The sequence below is a fragment of the Agromyces allii genome, assembly GCF_009749385.1.
GTDB lineage: Bacteria > Actinomycetota > Actinomycetes > Actinomycetales > Microbacteriaceae > Agromyces > Agromyces allii.
On record NZ_WBIN01000008.1, the window covers coordinates 1 to 21,299 of the forward strand.

20 protein-coding genes are annotated in these 21,299 nt (G+C 71.4%); 8 read left to right on the forward strand and 12 right to left on the reverse strand.

What is annotated here, in order from left to right; translation table 11 throughout:
* The 3 genes from GQR16_RS19600 to GQR16_RS11120 all read left to right on the forward strand — a co-directional run.
* On the forward strand, nt 1-1,063 hold a 1,063-nt coding region (locus GQR16_RS19600), incomplete at its 5' end, for an Ig-like domain-containing protein (RefSeq protein ID WP_246200749.1).
* Nucleotides 1,064-1,101: 38 nt separating this feature from the next.
* Nucleotides 1,102-1,974, forward strand: coding sequence for a formyltetrahydrofolate deformylase (purU, locus tag GQR16_RS11115; RefSeq protein ID WP_157415220.1), 873 nt, complete (start codon nt 1,102-1,104; stop codon nt 1,972-1,974).
* A 131-nt stretch (nt 1,975-2,105) separates the two neighbouring features.
* Entirely contained in the window at nt 2,106-2,471 is a 366-nt protein-coding gene (locus tag GQR16_RS11120; protein WP_157415221.1) for a YrdB family protein, read from the forward strand.
* 88 nt (nt 2,472-2,559) lie between these two features.
* On the opposite strand, the gene GQR16_RS11125 is transcribed toward GQR16_RS11120, so the two are convergent.
* Nucleotides 2,560-3,612 (reverse strand): hypothetical protein, encoded by a 1,053-nt coding sequence (locus tag GQR16_RS11125; RefSeq protein WP_157415222.1) that lies wholly within the window; start codon nt 3,610-3,612, stop codon nt 2,560-2,562.
* A 112-nt stretch (nt 3,613-3,724) separates the two neighbouring features.
* Here GQR16_RS11125 and GQR16_RS11130 point away from each other — a divergent pair, with 112 nt between their 5' ends.
* The gene (locus GQR16_RS11130) at nt 3,725-4,315 is read left to right on the forward strand and encodes a TetR/AcrR family transcriptional regulator (protein WP_157415223.1); all 591 of its coding nucleotides are present in this window, start codon (nt 3,725-3,727) and stop codon (nt 4,313-4,315) included.
* Between the two features lie 25 nt (nt 4,316-4,340).
* Here GQR16_RS11130 and GQR16_RS11135 read toward each other — a convergent pair whose 3' ends face one another.
* The 9 genes from GQR16_RS11135 to GQR16_RS11175 form a co-directional block, all read right to left on the reverse strand.
* Nucleotides 4,341-5,126, reverse strand: a complete 786-nt coding sequence (locus GQR16_RS11135; RefSeq protein WP_157415224.1) for a glucosamine-6-phosphate deaminase — start codon at nt 5,124-5,126, stop codon at nt 4,341-4,343.
* Nucleotides 5,111-6,037 carry an ROK family protein gene (locus GQR16_RS11140; protein ID WP_157415225.1) on the reverse strand — a complete coding sequence of 309 codons (927 nt, stop codon included), beginning with the start codon at nt 6,035-6,037 and terminating at the stop codon, nt 5,111-5,113. Before GQR16_RS11140 ends, GQR16_RS11135 begins: the two co-directional genes overlap by 16 nt.
* Nucleotides 6,034-7,563 (reverse strand): glycoside hydrolase family 3 protein, encoded by a 1,530-nt coding sequence (locus tag GQR16_RS11145; RefSeq protein WP_157415226.1) that lies wholly within the window; start codon nt 7,561-7,563, stop codon nt 6,034-6,036. The genes GQR16_RS11140 and GQR16_RS11145 overlap by 4 nt, the downstream gene beginning before the upstream one ends.
* Complete coding sequence (locus GQR16_RS11150; RefSeq protein ID WP_246200751.1) at nt 7,560-8,489, reverse strand: carbohydrate ABC transporter permease; 930 nt, start codon at nt 8,487-8,489, stop codon at nt 7,560-7,562. Before GQR16_RS11150 ends, GQR16_RS11145 begins: the two co-directional genes overlap by 4 nt.
* Nucleotides 8,486-9,469 carry a carbohydrate ABC transporter permease gene (locus GQR16_RS11155; RefSeq protein ID WP_157415227.1) on the reverse strand — a complete coding sequence of 328 codons (984 nt, stop codon included), beginning with the start codon at nt 9,467-9,469 and terminating at the stop codon, nt 8,486-8,488. Before GQR16_RS11155 ends, GQR16_RS11150 begins: the two co-directional genes overlap by 4 nt.
* 130 nt (nt 9,470-9,599) lie before the next feature.
* Nucleotides 9,600-10,847, reverse strand: a complete 1,248-nt coding sequence (locus tag GQR16_RS11160) for an extracellular solute-binding protein (RefSeq protein ID WP_157415228.1) — start codon at nt 10,845-10,847, stop codon at nt 9,600-9,602.
* Nucleotides 10,848-10,913: 66 nt separating this feature from the next.
* The gene (locus GQR16_RS11165; protein WP_157415229.1) at nt 10,914-12,149 is read right to left on the reverse strand and encodes an ROK family transcriptional regulator; all 1,236 of its coding nucleotides are present in this window, start codon (nt 12,147-12,149) and stop codon (nt 10,914-10,916) included.
* Nucleotides 12,150-12,225: 76 nt separating this feature from the next.
* Nucleotides 12,226-14,130 (reverse strand): heavy metal translocating P-type ATPase, encoded by a 1,905-nt coding sequence (locus tag GQR16_RS11170; protein ID WP_157415230.1) that lies wholly within the window; start codon nt 14,128-14,130, stop codon nt 12,226-12,228.
* 110 nt (nt 14,131-14,240) lie between these two features.
* Nucleotides 14,241-15,458, reverse strand: coding sequence for an NADP-dependent isocitrate dehydrogenase (locus tag GQR16_RS11175; protein ID WP_157415231.1), 1,218 nt, complete (start codon nt 15,456-15,458; stop codon nt 14,241-14,243).
* A gap of 229 nt (nt 15,459-15,687) precedes the next feature.
* Between GQR16_RS11175 and GQR16_RS11180 the strand changes: the two genes are divergently transcribed.
* Nucleotides 15,688-16,140 (forward strand): GNAT family N-acetyltransferase, encoded by a 453-nt coding sequence (locus GQR16_RS11180; RefSeq protein WP_157415232.1) that lies wholly within the window; start codon nt 15,688-15,690, stop codon nt 16,138-16,140.
* Nucleotides 16,141-16,189: 49 nt separating this feature from the next.
* Nucleotides 16,190-16,522 (forward strand): MGMT family protein, encoded by a 333-nt coding sequence (locus GQR16_RS11185; protein WP_246200753.1) that lies wholly within the window; start codon nt 16,190-16,192, stop codon nt 16,520-16,522.
* Nucleotides 16,523-16,553: 31 nt separating this feature from the next.
* Here the strand turns inward: GQR16_RS11185 and GQR16_RS11190 are convergent, their stop codons facing one another.
* Nucleotides 16,554-18,407 carry a sensor histidine kinase gene (locus GQR16_RS11190; RefSeq protein WP_157415233.1) on the reverse strand — a complete coding sequence of 618 codons (1,854 nt, stop codon included), beginning with the start codon at nt 18,405-18,407 and terminating at the stop codon, nt 16,554-16,556.
* Nucleotides 18,407-19,069, reverse strand: coding sequence for a response regulator transcription factor (locus tag GQR16_RS11195; protein ID WP_211373498.1), 663 nt, complete (start codon nt 19,067-19,069; stop codon nt 18,407-18,409). Before GQR16_RS11195 ends, GQR16_RS11190 begins: the two co-directional genes overlap by 1 nt.
* A 195-nt stretch (nt 19,070-19,264) precedes the next feature.
* Here GQR16_RS11195 and GQR16_RS11200 point away from each other — a divergent pair, with 195 nt between their 5' ends.
* Together GQR16_RS11200 and GQR16_RS11205 are read left to right on the forward strand one after the other, a co-directional pair.
* Complete coding sequence (locus GQR16_RS11200) at nt 19,265-19,831, forward strand: hypothetical protein (protein ID WP_157415234.1); 567 nt, start codon at nt 19,265-19,267, stop codon at nt 19,829-19,831.
* Nucleotides 19,828-21,252: a type III PLP-dependent enzyme gene (locus GQR16_RS11205; protein ID WP_157415235.1), complete on the forward strand. Its 1,425-nt coding sequence runs from the start codon at nt 19,828-19,830 to the stop codon at nt 21,250-21,252. Before GQR16_RS11200 ends, GQR16_RS11205 begins: the two co-directional genes overlap by 4 nt.
* Nucleotides 21,253-21,299: the final 47 nt, after the last annotated feature.

Sequence of the window (21,299 nt, forward strand, 5' to 3'; positions counted from 1 at the left end):
CGGAGCCGCCGGAGGCACCGCCGCCGCCACCGCGGCCGCATCGGGCGGCTCCGCCGGCATCGGCGGCGTCGCGATCGGCACCGGCATCGGCGTGCTGACCCTCGCCGCGGCGGCCGTCGCCGCGGCCGTCGTGATCGCACCGAACTTCGGCCAGGGTCCCGAGCAACCGGCACCCCCAGCCGCGATCGCAGCCGAGCCGGCTGAGCAGCCCGCGGCGCCCGCGGCCGTCGCTCCCGTCACCGAGACGCCGGCGCCACCGGTTCCGGCTGAAGAAACGCCGGCACCCGCGCCACGCCGGCAGGCGGCACCCGAGGCCGCGCCCGTCGCCCCTCCGGTCGTCACGACGCCGATCACGACCCCCACGACGCCGCCGGTCACCCAGCCGACCCCCGACCCGGTCGACCCGGTGGACCCCGTCGATCCCGTCGACCCGGTGGACCCTGTCGACCCCGTCGACCCCGTCGACCCCGTGGACCCCGTGGACCCCGTCGATCCCGTCGACCCCGTCGACACGATCGCCCTCCCGCCGTCCGTCGCCGCCGTCGACACCGCCGGCGGCCTCGTCGACCCGGTCCTCTCGGGCACCGCCGAGCCGGGCGCGACGGTGCAGGTCACGATCGCACACGACGCGATCGCGCAGGCGGCGACCGCCCAGGCCGCCGGGTCCGCCGGCACGTGGACCACCACGGCAGCGGCCGACGGCGCCTGGTCGCTCATGGTCGACGGACTGCCGGCGGGCACCACCGCGCTCGCGGTCGTCCAGACCGACACCGCGGGCAACGTGTCCGAGGCCGCCGCGGTCGACGTGACGCTGTCGAGTCCACAGCTGGTGCTCACGAGCGGACGCCTCGGCTGGCAGGGCGAGTACTCGGGCGCGGCGAACGCCGTCGTCCAGGTGCGCATCGGCGGGTGGTTCACGACCGAGGTCCGGCTCGACGGCGACGGCCGCGCCGCGGCATCCGGGTTCCTGCTCTCGCTGATCTCGGAGTTCTTCGACGTCACCGTGCGCTACATCGCCGACGACCGCACCGGCCCGGCCTCGGGCATCACCTGGCTGAGCTGAGTCACGGGCGTGCCGTGCCGCCCCGGTACGCTGGGCGGATGACCTCGGATGCCTCGACCGAACACCTGAACCACTGGGTCCTCACCCTCAGCTGCGTCGACTCTCCCGGCATCGTGCACGCGATCAGCGGGGCGATCGTGGCCGCGCGCGGCAACATCACCGAGAGCCAGCAGTTCGCGAGCACCGAGACCGGCCGGTTCTTCATGCGCGTGCAGATCGAGTCGCCCTCGCAGCGCGCCGAGTTCGAGACCGCGCTCGAGCCGGTCACCGCGCGCTGGCAGATGACGTGGGACCTCGACGAGGTCGGCCGTCCGCTGCGCACGCTCGTGCTCGCGTCGACCGCGGGGCACTGCGTCAACGACCTGCTGTTCCGTCAGCGCGCCGGGCAGCTGCCGATCGAGATCCCGCTCGTGCTCTCGAACCACGGCACGCTTCGCGACCTCGTCGACTTCTACGGGGTTCCGTTCGAGGCGTCCGCCGTCACCGACCCGGCGGCGAAGGCGGCGTTCGAGGCGCGCGTGCTCGAGGCGGTCGACGCCCACGACATCGAGCTCGTCGTGCTCGCCCGCTACATGCAGATCCTCTCGCCCGAGCTCTGCGCGGCGCTCGCGGGGCGCTGCATCAACATCCACCACTCGTTCCTGCCCGGGTTCAAGGGCGCGAACCCCTACCGTCAGGCTCACGCGCGCGGCGTCAAGCTCATCGGTGCGACCGCGCACTTCGTCACGAGCGATCTCGACGAGGGGCCGATCATCGAGCAGAACGTCGTGCGCGTCGACCACTCGCGCTCGGTGTCGGAGCTCGTCGCGATCGGTCAAGACGAAGAGAGCCGCACGCTCAGCCAGGCCGTGAAGTGGTTCGCCGAGCGCCGGGTGCTGCTCGACGGCGCGCGGACGATCATCTTCCGCTGAGCCGGTCCGCCGGTCGGGTCGCTCCGCGCCGTCCGAGCAGGTCGGGGGGCGGATGCCGCTGGCCGGCGTCGACGGGCCACGACACCGTTCGAGGCGGTTGCACAGCGCGAGGCGAAGTAGGCTGGTCTCCCGTGAGCAGTGCACTCCCCCAGTCCCAGCCCAAGGTCGGCCCGAACGACATCCTCCGCTTCCTGCTGGAGCTCTTCGCGTTCGTGAGCCTCGGCATCTGGGGCTTCCTGTCGTTCCCGCTGCCGTGGCCCGGCGTGCTCGTCGGCCTCGGCGCACCGCTGCTCGCGGTGCTCGCCTGGGCCCTGTTCCTCTCGCCGAAGTCGGTGTTCCGCATCGACGTGTTCGGCCGCGCCCTCGTCGAGATCGTCATCTTCACGACGGTCGCGATCGCCTGGTGGATGCTCGGCCAGCCGATCGTCGCCATCGTGTTCGCCGTCGTCGCCGCGATCAGCGGCATCCTGCACGGGCGCAGCCAGCTCGCCGACTGAACGGCGACCCGAGCGTCGACGAAGGCCCGCGACATCCGTGCATCGGATGTCGCGGGCCTTCGTGCGTCGTGCGCTCGCGCGCTGCGGCTCAGGCCGCCACGGCCGCCTCGGCGTCGGACTCGGCCCCGCCCGCGGTGCGGAAGTGCCCGACGACCGAGAGCAGCAGTCCGCCGACCGCCCACGACCCGAGCACGAGCCACGGGAACGTCGCATCGGCCTCGGGGAAGTACGACAGGTCGCGGAGCAGCGTCGCGGCCGCCCCCGGCGGGAACCACTGGCCGATCGCCCCCCACGGTGCGAGCAGGAACTCCTTGGGCACGGCCGCGGCCGAGAGCGGGTTGGCGAAGAGCAGCATGACGACCGGGCCGAACGCGATGCCCGCCCGGCCGATCAGGGCGACGAGCCCGGTGATCGGCGCGGCGATCGCGACGAGCGTCAGCCCGATGGCCGCGGCGTTCGCCCAGTAGTCGCCCTGGAGCGAGCCGAACCAGCCGCCCAGGATCCACGCGAGGAGCAGACCGCCGACGGCGCCGTAGACGACCACGGCGAGCACGCGGCGCAGGGCGCCGATGACGACGAGCGAGACGGCGATGCCGCCGATCATGCCGCCGAGCACGAGCGGGAACATCGCGGTGGCGATGCCCGTGCCGCGGGCGTCGGTCTCGGCGAGCGGGACGATGTCGGTGACCGCGACCACGATGGTGTCGGGCGCAGGGGCACCAGCGGCCGCTGCGGCCGCCTGGGCCTGCGCGTTCACGCCCTCCTGCAGGTTCGCGGCGACGCCCGTGAGCATCTGCGCGACCGCGAGGCCGCCGCCCGAGGCGATGAGCACCTCGGGCTTCTCGCCGAGGATCACGGCCCCGTAGACCTCGCGCCGCTCGATGGCGTCGACGGCCGCGGCCCGGTCGTCGACCGTCTCGAGCGCGACCGCACCGTCGGCCTGCTGGTCGATCGCCTCGGTGGCCGCGGTGACGGCCTGTTCGGGCCCGGCGATCGCGACCGGCAGGTCCTTCGGGTCGATCGTCACGGTCGGCCATGAGAAGGCGAGCACGAGCACGCCGACGAGCGCCACGAGCCCGAGTGCGAGCCCGACCACGCGTCCGAGCGACGTGTGCGCCGTCGTGGCATCCGGATGCGACATGGTTCCTCCAATAAAAACGAATATTCGTTCTTTATTGTGAGCCGAGCTTCTATGATTGTCAAGAACGCCCGTTCGGTTTGCGCGTCCGGGTGCACGTTCGAGGGGAGCACCGATGCCGAAGGTCACCGAGGAGTACCGCGCGGCACGCCGCGACGAGATCATCGAGGCCGCGCTGCGGAGCTTCGCCGAGCGCGGCATCCAGCGCACGTCGATGGCCGACGTCATCGAGTCGTCCGGCCTCTCGGCCGGCGCGATCTACGGGCACTTCGCCGGCAAGAAGGAGCTCTTCACCGCGGTCGCCGAACGCGTGCTCGGCACCCGCACCGCCGAACTCGAGGCGCTCGGCGAAGGCGGGGCGATCCCCTCCCCCGGCGAACTGATGGCCTCGCTCCTCGGCGGCATGAGCCGCGAGCCGTTCGCCGACGTCGTCGTGCAGCTCTGGGGCGACGCGGCCATCGACCCCGAGATCCGCTCGATGGTGCAGGGCGTGTTCGCCAAGCTCCGCGGGCTCCTCGAGTCGGGCGTGCTGGCGTGGGCGCTGGCGAACCCCGATCGCATCGAGGGCGACCCGGCCGAGTGGGCGAAGCGGGCCGCGCCCGTCGTGCTGGGGTTCGGGCCCGGCTTCCTGCTGCAACGGGCGCTCATCGACGACTTCGACGGCGACGCCTACATCGCGATGCTGCCCCGGCTGCTCCCCCGCTGACGGCTCGGGCCCGCCCCGATCGGGCTCAGATGCCCTGCCACTCCGGCTTGTTGTTCCACGCGTGGCGGTAGTAGTCGAGGTTCTCGAGCCGCGCGGCGGCCGCCTCGTCGACGATCACGGTCGTGTGCGGGTGCAACTGCACGGCCGAACCGGGCTGGCTCGCCGTGACGGGGCCTTCGACGGCCGCTGCGATCGCCTCGGCCTTGGCCTCGCCGAACGCGAGGAGCACGAGGTGCCGCGCGCGCAGGATCGTGCCGATGCCCTGCGTGATGCAGTGCATCGGCACGTCGTCGGGCGAATCGAAGAACCGCGCGTTGTCGGCGCGGGTCGGCGCGGTCAGCGTCTTCACGCGCGTGAGCGAGGCGAGCGAAGAACCGGGTTCGTTGAAGCCGATGTGCCCCGTGCGACCGATGCCGAGGATCTGGATGTCGATGCCGCCGGCCGCGACGATGGCCGCCTCGTAGTCGGCACCGGCGTGCTGGATCTGCTCGGGATCGCCGTTCGGCACCCGGACGAGCTCGGGCGTGAGTCCGAGCGGCTCCACGACCTCGCGGGTGATGACCGAGCGGTAGCTCTCGGGGTGGCCGGCCGGCAGGCCGACGTACTCGTCGAGCGCGAAGCCGCGCACGCCGCGGACGTCGATCGAGCCTTCGGCGATACGGCCGGCCAGGGCGCGGTACGTGGCGAGCGGGGTCGAGCCCGTCGCGAGACCCAGCACCGCGTCGGGCTTGCGACGGATGAGCGAGACGATCGATCCGGCGACGAGTTCGCCGGCCGCACGCTCGTCTTCGACGATTACGAGTTCTGCCATGAGGGTTCTCCTACGAGGGCGGCGCCGACGGCGGCCGCCGGGAATCCGAGCGGGATGACCTGCACCCGCTCCGCAAGATCGGTCGAGGCGAGGAAGGGCGACCTCCCTGCCCATTCGTTCAGGATACGGCGGATGCCGACGAGCAGCGGTTCGCCGAGCGAGGCGAGCCCGCCGCCGATGACGATGTCGTCGACATCCGTCGTCAGCGCGAGCAGGCGCACCGCCGAAGCCGCACCGCGCAGGAACTGCTCGCGCACCTCGACGGCACGCTCGTCGCCGGCCTCGGCCAGCTCGAAGAGCTCGCGGGCGGGCAGCGGGTGCGCGGTCGGCCACATGCGTGCGATCGCCGAGCCCGACGCGAGGGTCTCGAGGCATCCGCGCTGACCGCAGCCGCAGACGACGCCCGCCGGGTCGACCGGGATGTGCCCGATCTCGCCCGCGACGCCGTGTCCGCCGCGCAGGAGTTCGCCGTCGAGCACGATGCCCGCGGCGAGACCGGTGCCGAGGTTCAGGTACGCCATGGAGTGCGCGGTGATGCCGTCGGCGACGCCGAGCAGGTGATGCGCACCGAGCGCGGCCGCCTTCACGTCGTTCTCGATGCGCACGATCACGCCGAGCTCGTCGGACAGCCGCGGCCCGAGATCGAGCCCCTCGAGTCCGAGGTTCACGGCGTGCTCGACCCGACCGGTCGAGCTGTCGACCGCCCCGGGGATGCCGATGCCGATCGACGAGAACGACGAGACGTGCACGCCGGCGAGTTCGCTCATGCGGGACACGACCTGCAGGGCCGTCGAGACGACCTCGGGCGCACCGAAGCCGGTGGGCAGGGACACGAGGTCGCTCAGCTCGCCGTCGGCGCCGATCGCGACCGCGGCGGTCTTCGTGCCGCCGATGTCGATGCCGAGCTTCATGCCACCCCAACCGTCGAGCCGGAGAGCGTCGAACCGACGAACGCGAGCAGGGCCGATCCGATGAGTCGCGAGGCGCCGAACGTCGACACGTCGGCGTAGGCGCGGTCGTTCGACGGCCATCCCATGTCGACGGTCACCACGTCGGCACGCGCCGCACGCAGACGGTCGATCGCGTCGACGGCGAACGGATGCCGGTGCAGGTCCTTTCCGACGACGAGCACCGGTCCTGCGAGGTCGGCGACCTCGGCGAGGGGCGCGGCCTCGGAGATCGGGACGACCGCGGCATCCTGGAACCAGGCGGGCACGCCGTCGACGAGCGACGACGCGAAGGGGCCCCATGGCGCGACGCCGACCGCGATGTTCGCGATCGTGTCGACGCGGACGATCGTGCCGATGCGCGAGGCGGACGCGAGGCGCGTGCGCGCGGCATCCGACACCTCGAAGGAGGCGGCGAAGGCCGTGACCTCGCCGTCGTCGTGGGCCGGCTCGATGACCGCCACCGCGGACGGGATCGCGGGCGCGTCGGCGCCCAACGCGCGAACCCGGGCCGCGGCCTCGCGGATGCGCTCGGCCGGGAGCCTCCCTGCGGCGACGGCGGCCTCGACCGCCTCGACGATCTCGTCGAGCTGCGCGTCGGTGTTGTCGGAGCCGATGCAGAGCAGGTCGCAACCGGCGGCGAGGGCGAGCACGGCAGCCCCAGGGATGCCGTGCACGCCGCTCGCCCCCTTCATGTCGAGGGCGTCGCTGACGATGACGCCCTCGTACCCCAGCTCCCCGCGGAGCAGGCCTTGCAGAATGCGGGAAGAGAGGGTGGCCGGGTTCTCCGCATCGAGTTGCGGGAGCAGGATGTGGCTGGTCATGATCGTGCGCGTGCCCGACGCGATCGCGGCACGGAACGGCACGAGTTCACGCTCGCGCAGCGTCTCGAGCGAGACGTCGACGATCGGCAGGGCCAGGTGCGAGTCGGTGGCGGTGTCGCCGTGGCCCGGGAAGTGCTTCGCGCTGGCGGCGACGCCCGCCGACTGCACGCCGCGCACCCACGCGGAGGTGTGGCGCGCGACGAGCTCGGGATCCGACCCGAAGCTGCGAACCCCGATCACGGGGTTGTCGGGGTTGGAGTTCACGTCGATGTCGGGCGCGAACGTGACGGTGCAGCCGGTGGCCGCGAGCGCCTCGCCGACCTCGCGGGCGACCCGTTCGGTCAGCTCGGTCTCGTCGAGTCGGCCGAGCACGGCGTTGCCCGGGTACGGCGCCCCGCGGTCGTAGAACAGGCGGGTGACGTCGCCGCCCTCCTCGTCGATCGCGACGACCGCGAGCGGGTTCGCCTCGCGGAGGCTCACGTTGAGGGCCAGGAGCTGTGCGGCGTCGACGATGTTCGGGCCGAACACGCAGACTCCGCCGAGCCCGTCGCGCAGGCGGGCGAGCAGCCAGTCGGGGGCGTTCGTGCCGGCGAATCCGGGGAGCAGGGTCGTATGGATGTCCCGGCGCAGCTCCGCGACCGCGTCGGTGTGGTGCGGCGCGCTCATCCCTTGACGGCTCCGCTCACCAGACCACCGGTCATGCGGCCCTGCACGAAGAGGAAGAAGATCACGACGGGCAGTGCGATGAGCGTGGATCCGGCCATCACCGCACCCCAGTTCGTCGCCTCGGTGGCCGACTGGAAGGAGTTCAGCCACGGCGGCAGCGTGAGGTTGTAGCCCTTGAGGAAGAGGAGCGCCATCAGGAACTCGTTCCAGCTCTGGATGAAGGCGAAGATGCCGGTCGAGACCAGGCCGGGCGCGAGCAGCGGGAAGGTGACCTTCCAGAAGGCCTGCGCCTTGGTGCAGCCGTCGATCTGGGCCGCCTCCTCGAGATCGGCGGGGACGCCGGCGACGAAGCCGCGCAGGGTCCAGATCGTGAACGGCACGACCGAGGCGAGGTGCACGATGAACAGCCCGATGAGGGTGTTCATGAGGCGCCAGTCGTCGACCATGTTGTAGATCGTGTACATCATGGCCTCGCCGGGCACCATCTGCACGACGAGCACGCTCACGATGAAGACGTAGCGGCCGCGGAACGCGAACCGGGCGAGCGCGATCGAGGCGAGGAATGCGAAGATGCCGCACACCACGACGACCGAGAGCGCGACGATCAGGCTCGAGGCGAGCGCGTGCGGGAAGTCGGTCTGTCCGGGCGCCGCCTCGCGGGTCCAGGCGGTGATGTAGTTCTTGAACGTGAACTCGAGCGGGAAGAAGCTCGGGTTGCGGCTGATGATCTGGTTCGACGGGGTGAACGACATGTTCACCATCCAGTAGACCGGGAACACGGAGCAGAGGAACACGAGGATCGCGACCGTGTTGACCACGGCGCGCGGTGCACTGCCGCGGAACGTCCGACGGGGCTTCTGGGGGCCTGGCGTCATGCGCCCAGGTGTCTCGGCGAGTTGGACGGCGGGAGAGATCTGCGTGGTCACGCCTCCTCCTCCTTCAGGCTGGAACGGACGTTGTAGTAGGAGATGCCCATGAGCAGTAGGACCATGAACACGCCGATGGCGGCGGTCACGCCGAATTCGCCCAAGCCCTGCCTGAACAGATAGGTGCCGAGCACGTTCGTCTCGGAGACGAGGCCGCCCTGCTGTTGCAGTGCGTAGACCTGCGTGAAGATGCGGAGGTTCCAGATCGTTTCGAGCACGATCACGGCCGTGAGCACGTTGCGCAGGTACGGCAGCACGATGAGGCGGAACCGTTGGACGGCGTTCGCGCCGTCGAGCTGCGATGCCTCGAGCACCTCGTCGGGCACCTGGCCGAGTCCGGCGTAGAACGTGAACGCAGCGAACGGAAGGCTCTGCCAGACGATGATGATGACGAGGACCATCATGAACGACCAGGGATTGGCGAGCCAGCTGTGGCCGCGGAAGTCCTGCGAGTCGGTGAGGGTGTTCAGGGCCCAGTTGACCAGTCCGTAATCGGTGTCGAAGATCCAACCCCAGACGACGGTCGCGGACAGCGGCGGCATCGCCCAGGCGAGCAAGAGACCGACGGAGACGAGGAGTCGCCAGCCCTTCGTCAGCCGCAGCATGAGGAGCGCGATCAGCATTCCACCCGCGACAATGATCACCGTCAGGACGACCATGAGGCCGAGGCTGCGGGCGAGGACGGCCGGGAAATCCGATGCGGTGAAGACCTCGACGTAGTTGTCGAACCCGACGAAGTTCGCCGGAGTGTCGAGCATCTTGTTCTTGATCTCGAGGTCGGTGAACGACGTGATGAACATGACGATCGTCGGGTAGACGACCATGACGGCCAGCAGGACGATGCTCGGGGCGAGCAGCATCCACGGGGCGAAGGGGAACTTCTTCTTCCGGGGGCTGCGGCCTGCGGAGGTCTCGGGCTTCGGGGGGCGGGTACCGGGCGTGCGCGGCGCTGCGTCGTGTTCCGTGAGGGTTGCGCTCATCGGCTGCTCCTCGGGGTGGTCGCGAGGGGATCGCGGGTGGGACTGATGGTACGGGCACGGGAGCGTTCCCGGCAGGGGAACGGGGGGCGGAGCTGTGTGGGACTCCGCCCCCCGCGTCGTGCTCAACAGGTCAGCTGTTGAGGATGTCCTCGATCTGCGCGTCGAGGTCGGTCGCGATCGACTTCACGTCGCCACCCTGGGCGATCTTGACGAGCGCCTCCTGGATGATCTGCGCGGCCTCGACCTCGGCCCACTTCGGGGTGGTCGGCGTGACCTTCGAGTTCTCGAGCGCGACGGCCTGGGCCTTGGCGATCTCGGTGTCGGGCAGGTTCGCCGCCGAAGCCGTGAGGCCCGGGGTCAGACCACCGGCGGCCAGGAGGTCCTGGTAGCCGGCGCTCGCCATGATGTCGAGCGCGGCGCGGGCCTGCTCGGGGTTGGCGCTCTTCGTCGCGACGGCGACGTTCGAGCCACCGGCGAAGATCGGGGCGGTCTCGCCGGCCGTCTCACCCGGGAGGGCGAAGGCCTTGAGGTCTGCACCGTAGGTGTCGGGGCAGCCGGGCGCGTCGGCGTCGGCCGGCGCGTTGATCGACCACTGCACCCATGCCGGAGCGGAGAGGAACAGGTCCTCACCGGCGCAGAACGGGACCTGGGGGTCGGTCTCGTCGCCGTCCTTGGCCGCGTTGGACGCGTTCAGGTAGACGTCCTGCAGCTGGGTCAGGCCCTCGATGCCGCCCTCGCTCGAGAAGCCGGCCTTCCAGGTGTCGCCATCCTGCTCGGCGATGAATCCGCCGTGCGACCAGACGTAGGGAAGGGCGTTGTACCAGTCGCGACCCGGAGCCCAGATGCCCGAGAGGGTGTCGGTCTTGCGCGCCTTGCCGGTCTCCACATACTCGTCGAGCGTCGTGGGGATCGCCGTGTCACCGAGGATCTGCTGGCTGTAGAAGACGATGCGGCCACCGGCGTAGTACGGGGCTGCGTAGAGGTCGCCGTCGTACGTCGCCGACTCGACGAGACCCGGGAGGTAGTCGTCGGTGGCGAAGTCCTCGAGCGGGAGGAACAGGCCCTGGTCCGCGAAGCTCGCGGTCTGGGTGTTGCCGACCTCGACCACGTCGGGCGAGTCGTTCGACTGGAGCGCTGCGGCGTAGGTGTCGCTCACGTCGGCCCAGGTCTTCTCCTCGACCGTGAGGGTCCAACCGTCGTTCTCGGACTCGAACGTGTCCTTGAGGTAGGCGCGCGCCTCCTTGGGCGTGTCGGTGCCGACGACCCAGACGGTGATGTCGCCGCCGTCAGCCGACGTCGACTCGCCGCCACCGGTGCTGCAACCGGCGAGGGTCAGCGCAGCAGCGGCGCCGAGGGCCACGATGCCGAGTTTCCTCATTTGCGTTTCCTTTCATGGGGGGTGGGTCGCGGCGGGGGTTCGCCGCACCCTTGGTGCGTAGGGTCTCTAGGAGACCCCGAGTTGTCCGGAGAGGACCATGACGGCCGCGCCGCGAAGGACGATGTCCTGCGCCTGCTCGGTCATCCGGAGCCTCAGATCACGGTTGTGTTCCGCCATCGTCCGCGTCCGGAGCGTTTCGACGGCCGCCAGGGCGAGGGGGCCGTCAAGCAGTTCGGCGGGGCCGCTGAGCGCGACCTCCGACAGGTTGAGGGCACCCACGACGGGTGCCAGCACGATGCCGAGCCGGCGACCGGCCTCGGTGAGGATGGCCTCGCGCTCGGATGCCGCGTGCTCGCCGCTCTCGATGGCGTCGAGCTGTGCGGTGAGCCGGGGCACGGCGAGCCAGGTCTCGAGGCAGCCGTGCTTGCCGCACGCGCAGCGGGGACCGCCGTCGGTGCCGACGGTGACGTGGCCGATCTCGCCCGCGGCGAAGCCGCCGCCGATGACGGGGCGTCCGCCGATGATGAGCCCGGCGCCGACACCGTGGCCGATCTTGACGAGCAGGAGGTCGTCGGCGGTCGAAGAGCCGTGCTCGGCGAGCACGGCGACGTTCGCGTCGTTGCCGACGTGCACGGGCAGTCGGGATGCGGCGTGCAGTCGGCCCTGCAGGTCGAGGCCGCGCCAGCCGAGGTTGGGGGCCGACCGGATGACGCCCTGGGGGTCGACGACACCGGGCGAGCCGACGCCGATGCCGAGCACGGGGGCGGTCGCGGTTGCGACGAGACGGGCGACGAGGGCGTCGACGAGGGCTGCGGCGGCCTCGCCGGTGGCGCCGTCGCGGGGCACCTCGGCGCGGGCGACGATGCCGCCGTCGAGGTCGACGATCGCGCCGAGGAAGCGCTCGTGGTCGGAGAGGTCGACGCCGACGATCTGGAACGCGGCCCGGTCGACGTCGATGAGGATCGCGGGCTTGCCGGGGCGGGAGTCCTCGCGGTGACCGAGCTCGACGACGAGGCCCTCGGCGATGAGCTCGGCGACGAGGTCGGAGACGGTGACCCTGGTCAGGCCGGTCTCGCGGGCGACGTCGGCGCGGCTCTGGGCGCCTGCGGTGTAGAGCGTCTGCAGTACGAGCGCACGGTTGTGGCTGCGAGCGTGCTCGGGCAGGACCTTGCCGGTGGGGCGCAGGGCACGCGACCTGGTGAAGATCGGTGCGTTGTCGAACGGCGCGGTGAGCACGTCTGCGCCGACCCCGGTGGGGGTCTGGCTTTCGAGGGTCTGACCTCGCTGCGCCTCCGTTGACATGTTTGTTAGTAAAGCTTACGAACAAACATCGCGCAAGAGTTCGCCTGAGGTTTTCCAGGCTGTTATCGAACCGTGATCAGCTCGATCCGGCGGGCCGGGTTCCGAGTGCGGCTCCGGGTTCCGGAGCCGGCACGACGGTCCGCGGCGCGCGATCGTCGAGCCGGCCGCCGATCGCCCGCAGCGCGGCCAGGATCGTGATCAGGTCGACGACCTCCTGCAGCACGGCCCCGACCGTGGCCGGGATCACGCCGAACGCCGCGATGAGCATGAGTCCGACGCTCACGACGATGCCGACCCAGATGCTCTGCAGGGCGATCCGCACCGTGTCGCGCCCGATCTCGACGGCCTTGGCGACCCGCGAGATCTCATCGACCAGGATCACGGCGGAGGCCGACTCGCTCGCGGCCGTCGCTCCCCTCGCCCCCATCGCGATGCCGACGTCGGCCGCGGCGAGCACCGGTGCGTCGTTGACGCCGTCGCCGACCATGATCACGGGCCGCTCGACGATCGCCCGGACCTCGTCCACCTTGTCGGCCGGCAGGCAGTCCGCCCGAACGCGCGTAATGCCGAGCTCGGCGGCCACGTGGTCGGCCGTGGCCTTCGCATCGCCCGTGAGCATGACCGCGTGGTGCACGCCGAGCGCATCGAGGCGGACGAGGGTCTCCCGCGCGTCGTCGCGCAGGCGATCGCTCGCCAGCAGGGCGCCGGCGAAGCGCCCGTCGATCGCGACGTAGACCGCGAGTTCGCCGGGGGCGATGCTCGTGCGCACCGCGTCGGGGGCGTGCTCGAGCACGAACGCGAACTTGCCCACGACGACGGCTCGACCGCCGATGCTCGCCTGCACGCCGTTCGTCGCCGTCTCGCGGGCGCCGGTCGCCTCGACCAGCGGCAGGCCGCGCTCGCGGGCGGCCTCGATCATCGAGGCCGCGAGCACATGCGAGGAGTACTGCTCCGCGGATGCCACGGCGGCGAGCACCTCGTCCTCGCCGAAGCCGTCGGCGGCCCTGATCGCCACGAGCGCCGGCCGGCCCCGGGTGAGCGTGCCCGTCTTGTCGAACACCGCGGTGCGCGCGGAGGCGAGGAGCTCGAGCACTCCCCCGCCCTTCACGATGACGCCGTTGCGCGCCGCGCGACTCATGCCGCCGATGAACGCGACCGGAGCGGCGATGAGCAGCGGGCACGGCGTCGCGAGCACGAGCACCTCGGCGAACCGCACCGGGTCGCCGGACACCCACCAGGCGACCGCCGCGAGCGAGAGCGAGAACACCGTGAACGGCACCGCGTACCGATCCGCGAGGCGCACGACCGGAGCCTTCGAGTCCGCCGCCTCTGCGACGAGCGCCACGATCTGCTGGTACTGACTCTCCGCCGCTGTGGCGGTCGCGACGATCTCGACCGCGACCTGGCCGTTGACCGCGCCGCTCAGCACGGCATCGCCCTCGTGCCGCTCGACCGGCACGCTCTCGCCCGTGATCGACGACTCGTCGAGCGTCGCCGAGCTCGACCGAAGCGTGCCGTCGACGGGCAGGATCTCGCTCGGCCGCACGAGGAGCACGTCGCCCACCCGCACCTCGTCGGCGTGGATCTCGACGATGCCGTCGCCCTCGACCCGGTGCGCCAGCTGCGGCGCCCGCGTGAGCAACGCGTCGAGTTCTCGCTTGGCCCTGCGGTTGGCGTAGTCCTCGAGGGCCTCGCCCCCGGTGAGCATGAGCACGACGAGCAGCGCGGCGATGTACTCGCCGACCGCGACGGTCGCGACGATCGCGGTGATCGCGAGCACGTCGAGCCCCCAGTGCCCGCGGAGCATGTCGCGCACCATGCCGACCGCCTGCCAGGCGGCGATCGCGATGGCGTAGCCGCTGAAGAGCCAGGCGACCGCGCTGCCGGCTCCCGCGAGGGCGAGCACGATGCCGAGGCATCCGATCGCGATCGTGAGCGTGACGGCCCAATAGCGGCGGGCGAGCTTCAGCAGGCGTGCCATGCCTCCATCCTGCCCCGACCTCCGGCCGTCACGCGCGACATCCGACGCCCGGCGGATACGACGGAGGGGCGGATGCCGCAGCATCCGCCCCTCCGATTCGAAACCGCCGACTAGGCCGCGACGCGGGCCTTCAGGTTGTCGGAGAGGGTCTGCAGGAACTCCTCGGTCGTCTGGTAGGGCTGCTCGGGACCGACGAGGGCCGCGAGGTCCTTCGTCATGGCGCCCGACTCGACCGTCTTGATGACGACGTCTTCGAGGGTCAGCGAGAAGTCGATGAGCTCCTGGTTGCCGTCGAGCTTGCCGCGGTGCGCGAGGCCGCGCGTCCAGGCGTAGATCGAGGCGATCGGGTTCGTCGAGGTGGGCTTGCCCTGCTGGTGCTGGCGGTAGTGGCGCGTGACGGTGCCGTGCGCCGCCTCGGCCTCGACCACCTTGCCGTCGGGCGTGGCCAGGACCGAGGTCATGAGGCCGAGCGAGCCGAAGCCCTGCGCGACGGTGTCGGACTGCACGTCGCCGTCGTAGTTCTTGCACGCCCAGACGTAGCCGCCCTCCCACTTGAGCGATGCCGCGACCATGTCGTCGATGAGGCGGTGCTCGTAGGTGAGGCCGGCGGCGTCGAACGCCTCCTTGAACTCGGACTCGAAGACCTCCTGGAAGAGGTCCTTGAAGCGGCCGTCGTAGGCCTTGAGGATGGTGTTCTTCGTCGAGAGGTACACCGGGTAGTTGCGCGAGAGGCCGTAGTTCAGCGAGGCGCGCGCGAAGTCGCGGATCGACTCGTCGAGGTTGTACATGCCCATGGCGACGCCGGAGCCCGGCGACTGGAAGACCTCGAACTGCTGCGGCTCGGAGCCGTCCTTCGGGGTGAAGGTCATCGTGAGCGTGCCCTCGCCCTCGAACCGGAAGTCGGTGGCGCGGTACTGGTCGCCGAAGGCGTGGCGGCCGACGATGATCGGCTTGTTCCAGCCGGGCACCAGGCGCGGGATGTTCGAGATGATGATCGGCTCGCGGAAGATGACGCCGCCGAGGATGTTGCGGATCGTGCCGTTCGGCGAACGCCACATCTTCTTCAGGCCGAACTCCTCGACGCGCGCCTCGTCGGGCGTGATCGTGGCGCACTTGACGCCGACGCCGTGCTTCTGGATCGCGTGGGCCGCGTCGACCGTGATCTGGTCGTCGGTCTCGTCGCGCTTCTGGATCGAGAGGTCGTAGTACTCGAGGTTCACGTCGAGGTACGGGTGGATGAGCTGGTCCTTGATGGCCTGCCAGATGATGCGGGTCATCTCGTCGCCGTCGAGTTCGACGACGGTGCCTTCAACCTTGATCTTGGACACGTGCGTGTTCTCCTTGCGGTCGTTCGGGAAGAATCGAGGAAGCCTCGAGAGGGCGCGCGAACGCCATCGAGCAGTTTACCGTGTCGGCCGGAATGTCTTGACATCGAGACATCCGACCCGCTTCGGAGGCCCGGAGACACGCCATCCGCCCGGTGTTCACGACGCGTTCGCTGCCGGCATGACGACCTGCGCTACCTCGGCGCGGCCTCGTCGGGTTAGCCTTGGCTGCATGGCTGAGCTGAGACTCGAAGAACTGTCCGCGTCGAACATCGTTGCGGCGAACTCGCTCTCGCTGAAGCCGGGCCAGGAACAGTTCATCGCACCGGTCACCTACTCGGCCGAGGCGACGGTCGTGAATCCGGCCACCTCGTGGCAGCGCGTGGTGACGCTCGAAGATCGCGTCGTCGGCTTCATCCACGGCAACTTCGACCCCGAGAACTCGCACGAGGAGTTCCGCGCGTGCATCTGGCGCATCAACGTCGACGCCGGCGCGCAGGGCAAGGGCGTCGGCCGATTCCTCGCCGAGTCGCTCGCGCAGGAGGCGAAGAGCCGCGGCTTCGACCGCATCACGGTGCTGTGGGAGCCGGGCGAAGACGGGCCCGAGGCGTTCTTCCACCGCATCGGGTTCGCCGATGTCGGCGAGACCGCGTACGGCGACGTGATCGGCGCGCTCGCGCTCTGAGCGCGCGGCGCCGATCCACGCCCGCGACCGGGTTCCGAGCCGAATGCCGATGAGCGAGGGCGAGCGGATGCCGCAGCACCCCGTCGGCTTCGTCGAGGCCGTGCTCGTCGTGGTCGCCGACATCCCGTCCGGGCAGGTGGCCACGTACGGCGACGTCGCCGCGCTGCTCGGCTCCCGCGGCGCGCGCGCCGTCGGCGGTGTCATGGCCCACTACGGGTCGGAGGTCGCGTGGTGGCGCGTCATCCGTGCCGGCGGTCGCCCGCCTGCCGGGCACGCCGAAGCCGCACGGCAGCACTACGAGGCCGAGGGCACGCCACTGCTGCCGGCCGAGAACGAAGACGGGTACCGCATCGACCTGCGCGCGGCGCGCTGGCGGGCCTGAGGCCCCAGAGCGCGCAGACCGGCGCGGAGGCTCAGAGCCCCCATTCGGCGGCCGCCCACTTCGCCTCGCCGAGCGGGATCCGCACGGTGAGCGTCGTGCCCGCGCCCGCCGGGCTCTCGACCGAGAGCGTGCCGCCGACCGCGTCGATGCGGTCGCCGATGCCGAGCATGCCCGTGCCGGCGTCGATCGAGGCGCCGCCGACCCCGTTGTCGCGCACCTCGAGCACCAGGTCGCCGTCGACGACGTGGGCGCGAACCCATGCGCGGGTCGCCCACGAGTGCTTCGCGACGTTCGCGAGCGACTCGGCGATCACGAAGTACGCGGTCGACTCGATGAGCTCGGGCAGGCGCCCCTCGCCCTGCACCTCGACCTCGACGGGCACCGGGCAGCGACCCGCGAGTTCGGGCACGGCGAGCGCGAGCCCGCCGGAGCTGAGCAGGCTCGGGTGGATGCCGTGCGCGAGTTCGCGCAGTTCGCGCAGCGCCTGGTTGAGCGTGACGATCGTGCGCTCGAGGTCGGCGGCCAGGTCGGCGTCGCCGATCGCCTTCGCGGCGTTCGCCGACAGGCGCAACTGCATGCCGAGCGACACGAGGTGCTGCTGGGCGCCGTCGTGCAGGTCGCGCTCGATGCGCCGTCGCGCCTCGACGCCCGCTTCGACGATGCGCTGACGCGACTGGCGCACCTGCTCGAGCGTGCGCTCGATCTCGGACCGGAGGCGGCCGTTGTCGACCGAGAGCCGGAGGGCGCTCGAGACGCCGTCGAGCAGCCGCATGTTGTCGGTGAGCACCCGGTCGTGCCGGATAAGGGCGATCGGCGCCCCGAGCGGCGACGCCACGGGCAGGATGCTGTGGCCCGCCCGCGAACCGAGATCCTCGTCGGAGATCGGGTCGCCCGCGGCATCCGCATACCTGCCCCGCGTCTCGTCCCACCAGAAGACGCGCACCGAGGCGTCGCGCAGCGTGCGGGCGAGCGACTCGGCCCAGAGCCCGCGGTCGGCGCCCTCGCGCGTGATGCGCATCAGGTCGGCGACGCGGGCGCGCATGTTGCGGGCGTGCGAGACCCCGGCGTCGAAGCTCACGGGGATCGACGCGATCGCGATGAGCGAGAACGTGCCGAGCACCATGGCGGTGTCGGTCGCGACCGTGTCGGGCGCCGAGGCCGCAGTGGTGGCCGACGCGGGCGAGACCGCGTACGCCACGGCCTGCGCGGCGAGGGTCGTCGCCCAGGCGAACAGGGCGACCGGCATCAGGAACGCGACGGTGCGCGCCGGCACGCTCGCGCGCACCCACCGCACGAGCAGGCGGCCGGCGATGACGAGCGCGAGCCCCACGCCGATGATGCGGTAGGCGATGTCGGTCACGGCGAAGAGCAATGGGGCCTCGGCGAGCTGGTACCCGTTCGGCGCGCAGCCGCACGGATTCACGTCGGGGCCGGCGAACAGCACGACGACGAGCAGGTTCACGACGAACGACACGATCGCGATGCCCGCGATCCAGAGGTCGAACCGGCCGCTCAGGCGGCCCTTCGGGTACACGAGCACGAGGATGCCGGCCACGACCGCCCAGGCGAGGTCGACGCCGCGGAGGACCGGCCAGACCCACTGCCAGCCTCCGATGACGTAGTAGAACGACTGCGGGATCCAGGTCACGACGAACGCGATCATCAGCCGTGCGGGCGTTCGCGCCGGCCCGATGTGCCATGCCACGCCCGCGCAGGCGGCGAACACGAGCGGCACGAGCGCGTGCAGGGTCGTGTACGAGACCTCGGGGCGCTCGTCTGCGGGCGTCGCGAGGAATCCGCTGATCTCCATCGCGAGGCTCAGCGCCACGGCGAGCGCGATGGTGATCGTGCGCCTGATGATCCGGCCTTTGCGGCCGGGCGCCATCACCGTTCGCCGAGGAGGGTGAGCACGGCGAGCACGCGCCGGTGGTGCTCGGGCGACTCCTCGAGGTCGAGCTTCTGCAGGATGCTGCGCACGTGGGTCTCGACGGTCTTCAGGCCGAGGAACAGGGTCTGGGCGATGCCGCCGTTCGAGTAGCCCTGCGCCATGAGCTCGAGCACCGACCGCTCGCGCTCGGTGAGCCGGGAGATCGGGTCGTCGGCGCGCGTGCGCTTGACGAGCTGCTCGACGACCTCGGGGTCGACGACGGACCCGCCGGAGGCCACGGTCTCGATCGCGCGCACGAGGGTCTCGGGTTCGGAGACGCGTTCCTTCAGCAGGTAGCCCGTGCCGCTGCCGGCCTGCATGACCCGCAGTGCGTACTCGGGGGTCGCGTACATCGACAGCAGCAGCACGCCGATCGTCGAGCCGCTCGCCCGGATCGTTTCGAGGGCGCGCACGCCCTCGTCGCGGTGGGTCGGAGGCATGCGGATGTCGAGCACGGCCGCGTCGATGCCGCCGCCGCGCACGGCCTCGACGAGCTCGTCGCCCGTGCCGACCGATGCGACGACCTCGATGCCGCCGCCCTCGAGCACCTTCGCGATGCCTTCGCGCAGGAGGAGGGCGTCGTCGGCGACGGCGACGCGCAGCGGGCGGGCATCGTTCATCGGGGTACCCTCCGGTCCTCAGGCACGCAGGAAAGCGGTGGCTCGTCCGCTGGTGCGACGATACCGCCCGCGCACCCCCGCCCCGTACCCCCAAACTGGGGGTGCCGCCCTAGGAGGGCCCTCAGTGCCTGCCCAGACGCCGACTGGGTGGAGGCACCGATGCGGCGCCCGGCCGCTTCGAACAGGCTCCTCGTCATGACCACGAATCGCGGCCGCGCACGCGTCTGGCTGCTGCGCTACCTCCCATTGGAGGTGTGCGGCACGATCGCCGCGCTGCTCGGCGCCTGGTACGCGTACGAGGCGAGCGGTTCGCTCGCGATCGCGGCCCTGGCCGGCAGCCTGGCCGAATCCGTCGGGTACTACACGCTCGTCGTGGTTCGGGCCGTCCGCGGCCACGCCGCCTCGGCGCGCGTGCTCCGGGTGAGGGGCCGCGACGGACGGGGACGCGCAGCGCTCGTCACGGCCGGGCTGACGCTCCGGAGCGTCGCCGTCGAGTTCGGGCCGGCCGAGATCGTCGACTCCGTGCTCGTGCGTCCGGCACTGCTCTGGGCCGCGAGCGCCGCCCTCGGGGCGCACCCGTGGGCCTGGCTCGTCGGCAAGCTCGCCGCGGACGCCGTGTTCTACGCGATCGCGATCGTCTCGTTCGAACTCGGCCGCCGGGTGATCCTGCCCGCCGAGACGGGCGCGTCGGCACCCGCCCAGTCCCCCGCATCCGTCGATCGGCCGATCGCCCGGCCGCTGATCTCTGGAGCCCCACGATGACCGTCACCACCACCGAGCACGGACGCCACGCCGAGCCCCCGCATCCGGAACGCCGACCGCGTCGCGGCCGGGCCGAACGCCGGGCCGAACGTCGGTCCGTTGGCCGGGCCGACGCCGCGTCCGCCGATCACGGGCCGAGCACGCCGAACGGGTCGCCGCCTGCGGCAGGTCGCGCGGCACCGCCCGAGCTCCCGCCCCACCGCGAACTCGAGCGACGCCGGCTCGCAGAGGACGCGCGCCGGATCGACCTCCTGGGCCTCGCCGACCGGCTCGGCACCCCGTTGCTCGTGCTCGACGCCGATCGCGTCGCCTCGCAGCTGCTCGAGCTGCGGCGGCAGCTGCCGGGCGTCGAGATCCACGTGGCGCTGAAGGCGCTCCCCCACCCGGCGCTCATCCGGGCGGTCGACGCGTTCGGCGCGAGCTTCGACGTCGCCTCGCGCGGCGAGCTCGACCTCCTCGAGGGCGAGGGGGTCGACGTGTCCCGCTGCGTGCACACGCACCCGGTGTCGTCGGTCGCCGAACTCACGGGCGCCTACCTCCGCGGCATCCGCACCTTCGTGGTGGACGCCCCGGGCGAGGTCGACCGGTTCGCGGGCCTGCCCGCCGACGCACGCGTGCTCGTGCGCCTCTCGTTCCCGAATCCGGATGCCGTCTCCGACCTCTCCGCGAAGTTCGGCGTCACGCCAGAGGCGGCGCCCGACCTCGTCGAGCACTGCCTGCGCACCGGCCGCGAGGTCGCGGGCTTCACGTTCCACGTCGGCAGCCAGACGACGAGCGCCGAGCCGTGGCGGCGCGCGATCGCCCGCACGCTGAAGCTCATGCGCGATCTCGAGGGCCGCTTCGGCGTCGAGTTCGACACGCTCGACCTCGGCGGCGGGTTCCCCGTGGCCTACGACGAGCCGGTGCCCGCGCTCGCGGTCATCGCCCACGGCATCCGCGAGGCGCTGGCCGAGGTGCCGTCGCGCTACCGGGTGCTGGTCGAGCCAGGGCGGTTCGTCGCGGCGCCCGCGATGACGCTCGTCACCAGGGTGGTCGGCACGGCGACGAGGCCCGACGGGTTGTGGGCGTACCTCGACGACGGCGTCTACGGCGCCTACTCGAACATCCCCGCCGAAGGCGTGCACGCGCTCGTGTTCGCGGCGTCGGAACTCGCGCACCGCCCGCCCGCCGACGAGGGCGCCGAGCGGGCCGTGCGGCGCCTGCGCGAGCTCGCGTACGTGCCGGTGACCCTGGCCGGCCCGACGTGCGACAGCGTCGACGTCGTCGCACGCTCGCTGCGCCTGCCCCCGCTCGCCGCAGGCGACCTGCTCGTGAGCCCAATGATGGGCGCCTACACGTCGGCGACCGCGACGCGCTTCAACGGCCTCGAACCGACGCCGATCCACGTGCTCGTGCGCGACGAGCAGGGTGTCTCGCACTGACAGCCGCCGAACCCGACGACGGCCGCCCGCGGCATCCGCCCATCAGA

Bases quoted from the DNA above. Each gene is read 5' to 3' on its own strand.
- GQR16_RS11130 (WP_157415223.1), top strand. From the start codon at position 3,725: ATGCCGAAGGTCACCGAGGAGTACCGCGCGGCACGCCGCGACGAGATC.
- GQR16_RS11180 (WP_157415232.1), top strand. From the start codon at position 15,688: ATGGCTGAGCTGAGACTCGAAGAACTGTCCGCGTCGAACATCGTTGCG.
- GQR16_RS11140 (WP_157415225.1), bottom strand. From the start codon at position 6,037: ATGAAGCTCGGCATCGACATCGGCGGCACGAAGACCGCCGCGGTCGCG.
- GQR16_RS11205 (WP_157415235.1), top strand. From the start codon at position 19,828: ATGACCGTCACCACCACCGAGCACGGACGCCACGCCGAGCCCCCGCAT.
- purU (WP_157415220.1), top strand. From the start codon at position 1,102: ATGACCTCGGATGCCTCGACCGAACACCTGAACCACTGGGTCCTCACC.
- GQR16_RS11185 (WP_246200753.1), top strand. From the start codon at position 16,190: ATGAGCGAGGGCGAGCGGATGCCGCAGCACCCCGTCGGCTTCGTCGAG.
- GQR16_RS11165 (WP_157415229.1), bottom strand. From the start codon at position 12,149: ATGTCAACGGAGGCGCAGCGAGGTCAGACCCTCGAAAGCCAGACCCCC.
- GQR16_RS11190 (WP_157415233.1), bottom strand. From the start codon at position 18,407: ATGGCGCCCGGCCGCAAAGGCCGGATCATCAGGCGCACGATCACCATC.
- GQR16_RS11125 (WP_157415222.1), bottom strand. From the start codon at position 3,612: ATGTCGCATCCGGATGCCACGACGGCGCACACGTCGCTCGGACGCGTG.
- GQR16_RS11170 (WP_157415230.1), bottom strand. From the start codon at position 14,130: ATGGCACGCCTGCTGAAGCTCGCCCGCCGCTATTGGGCCGTCACGCTC.
- GQR16_RS11155 (WP_157415227.1), bottom strand. From the start codon at position 9,469: ATGAGCGCAACCCTCACGGAACACGACGCAGCGCCGCGCACGCCCGGT.
- GQR16_RS11160 (WP_157415228.1), bottom strand. From the start codon at position 10,847: ATGAGGAAACTCGGCATCGTGGCCCTCGGCGCCGCTGCTGCGCTGACC.
- GQR16_RS11135 (WP_157415224.1), bottom strand. From the start codon at position 5,126: ATGGCAGAACTCGTAATCGTCGAAGACGAGCGTGCGGCCGGCGAACTC.
- GQR16_RS11145 (WP_157415226.1), bottom strand. From the start codon at position 7,563: ATGAGCGCGCCGCACCACACCGACGCGGTCGCGGAGCTGCGCCGGGAC.
- GQR16_RS11200 (WP_157415234.1), top strand. From the start codon at position 19,265: ATGACCACGAATCGCGGCCGCGCACGCGTCTGGCTGCTGCGCTACCTC.
- GQR16_RS11195 (WP_211373498.1), bottom strand. From the start codon at position 19,069: ATGAACGATGCCCGCCCGCTGCGCGTCGCCGTCGCCGACGACGCCCTC.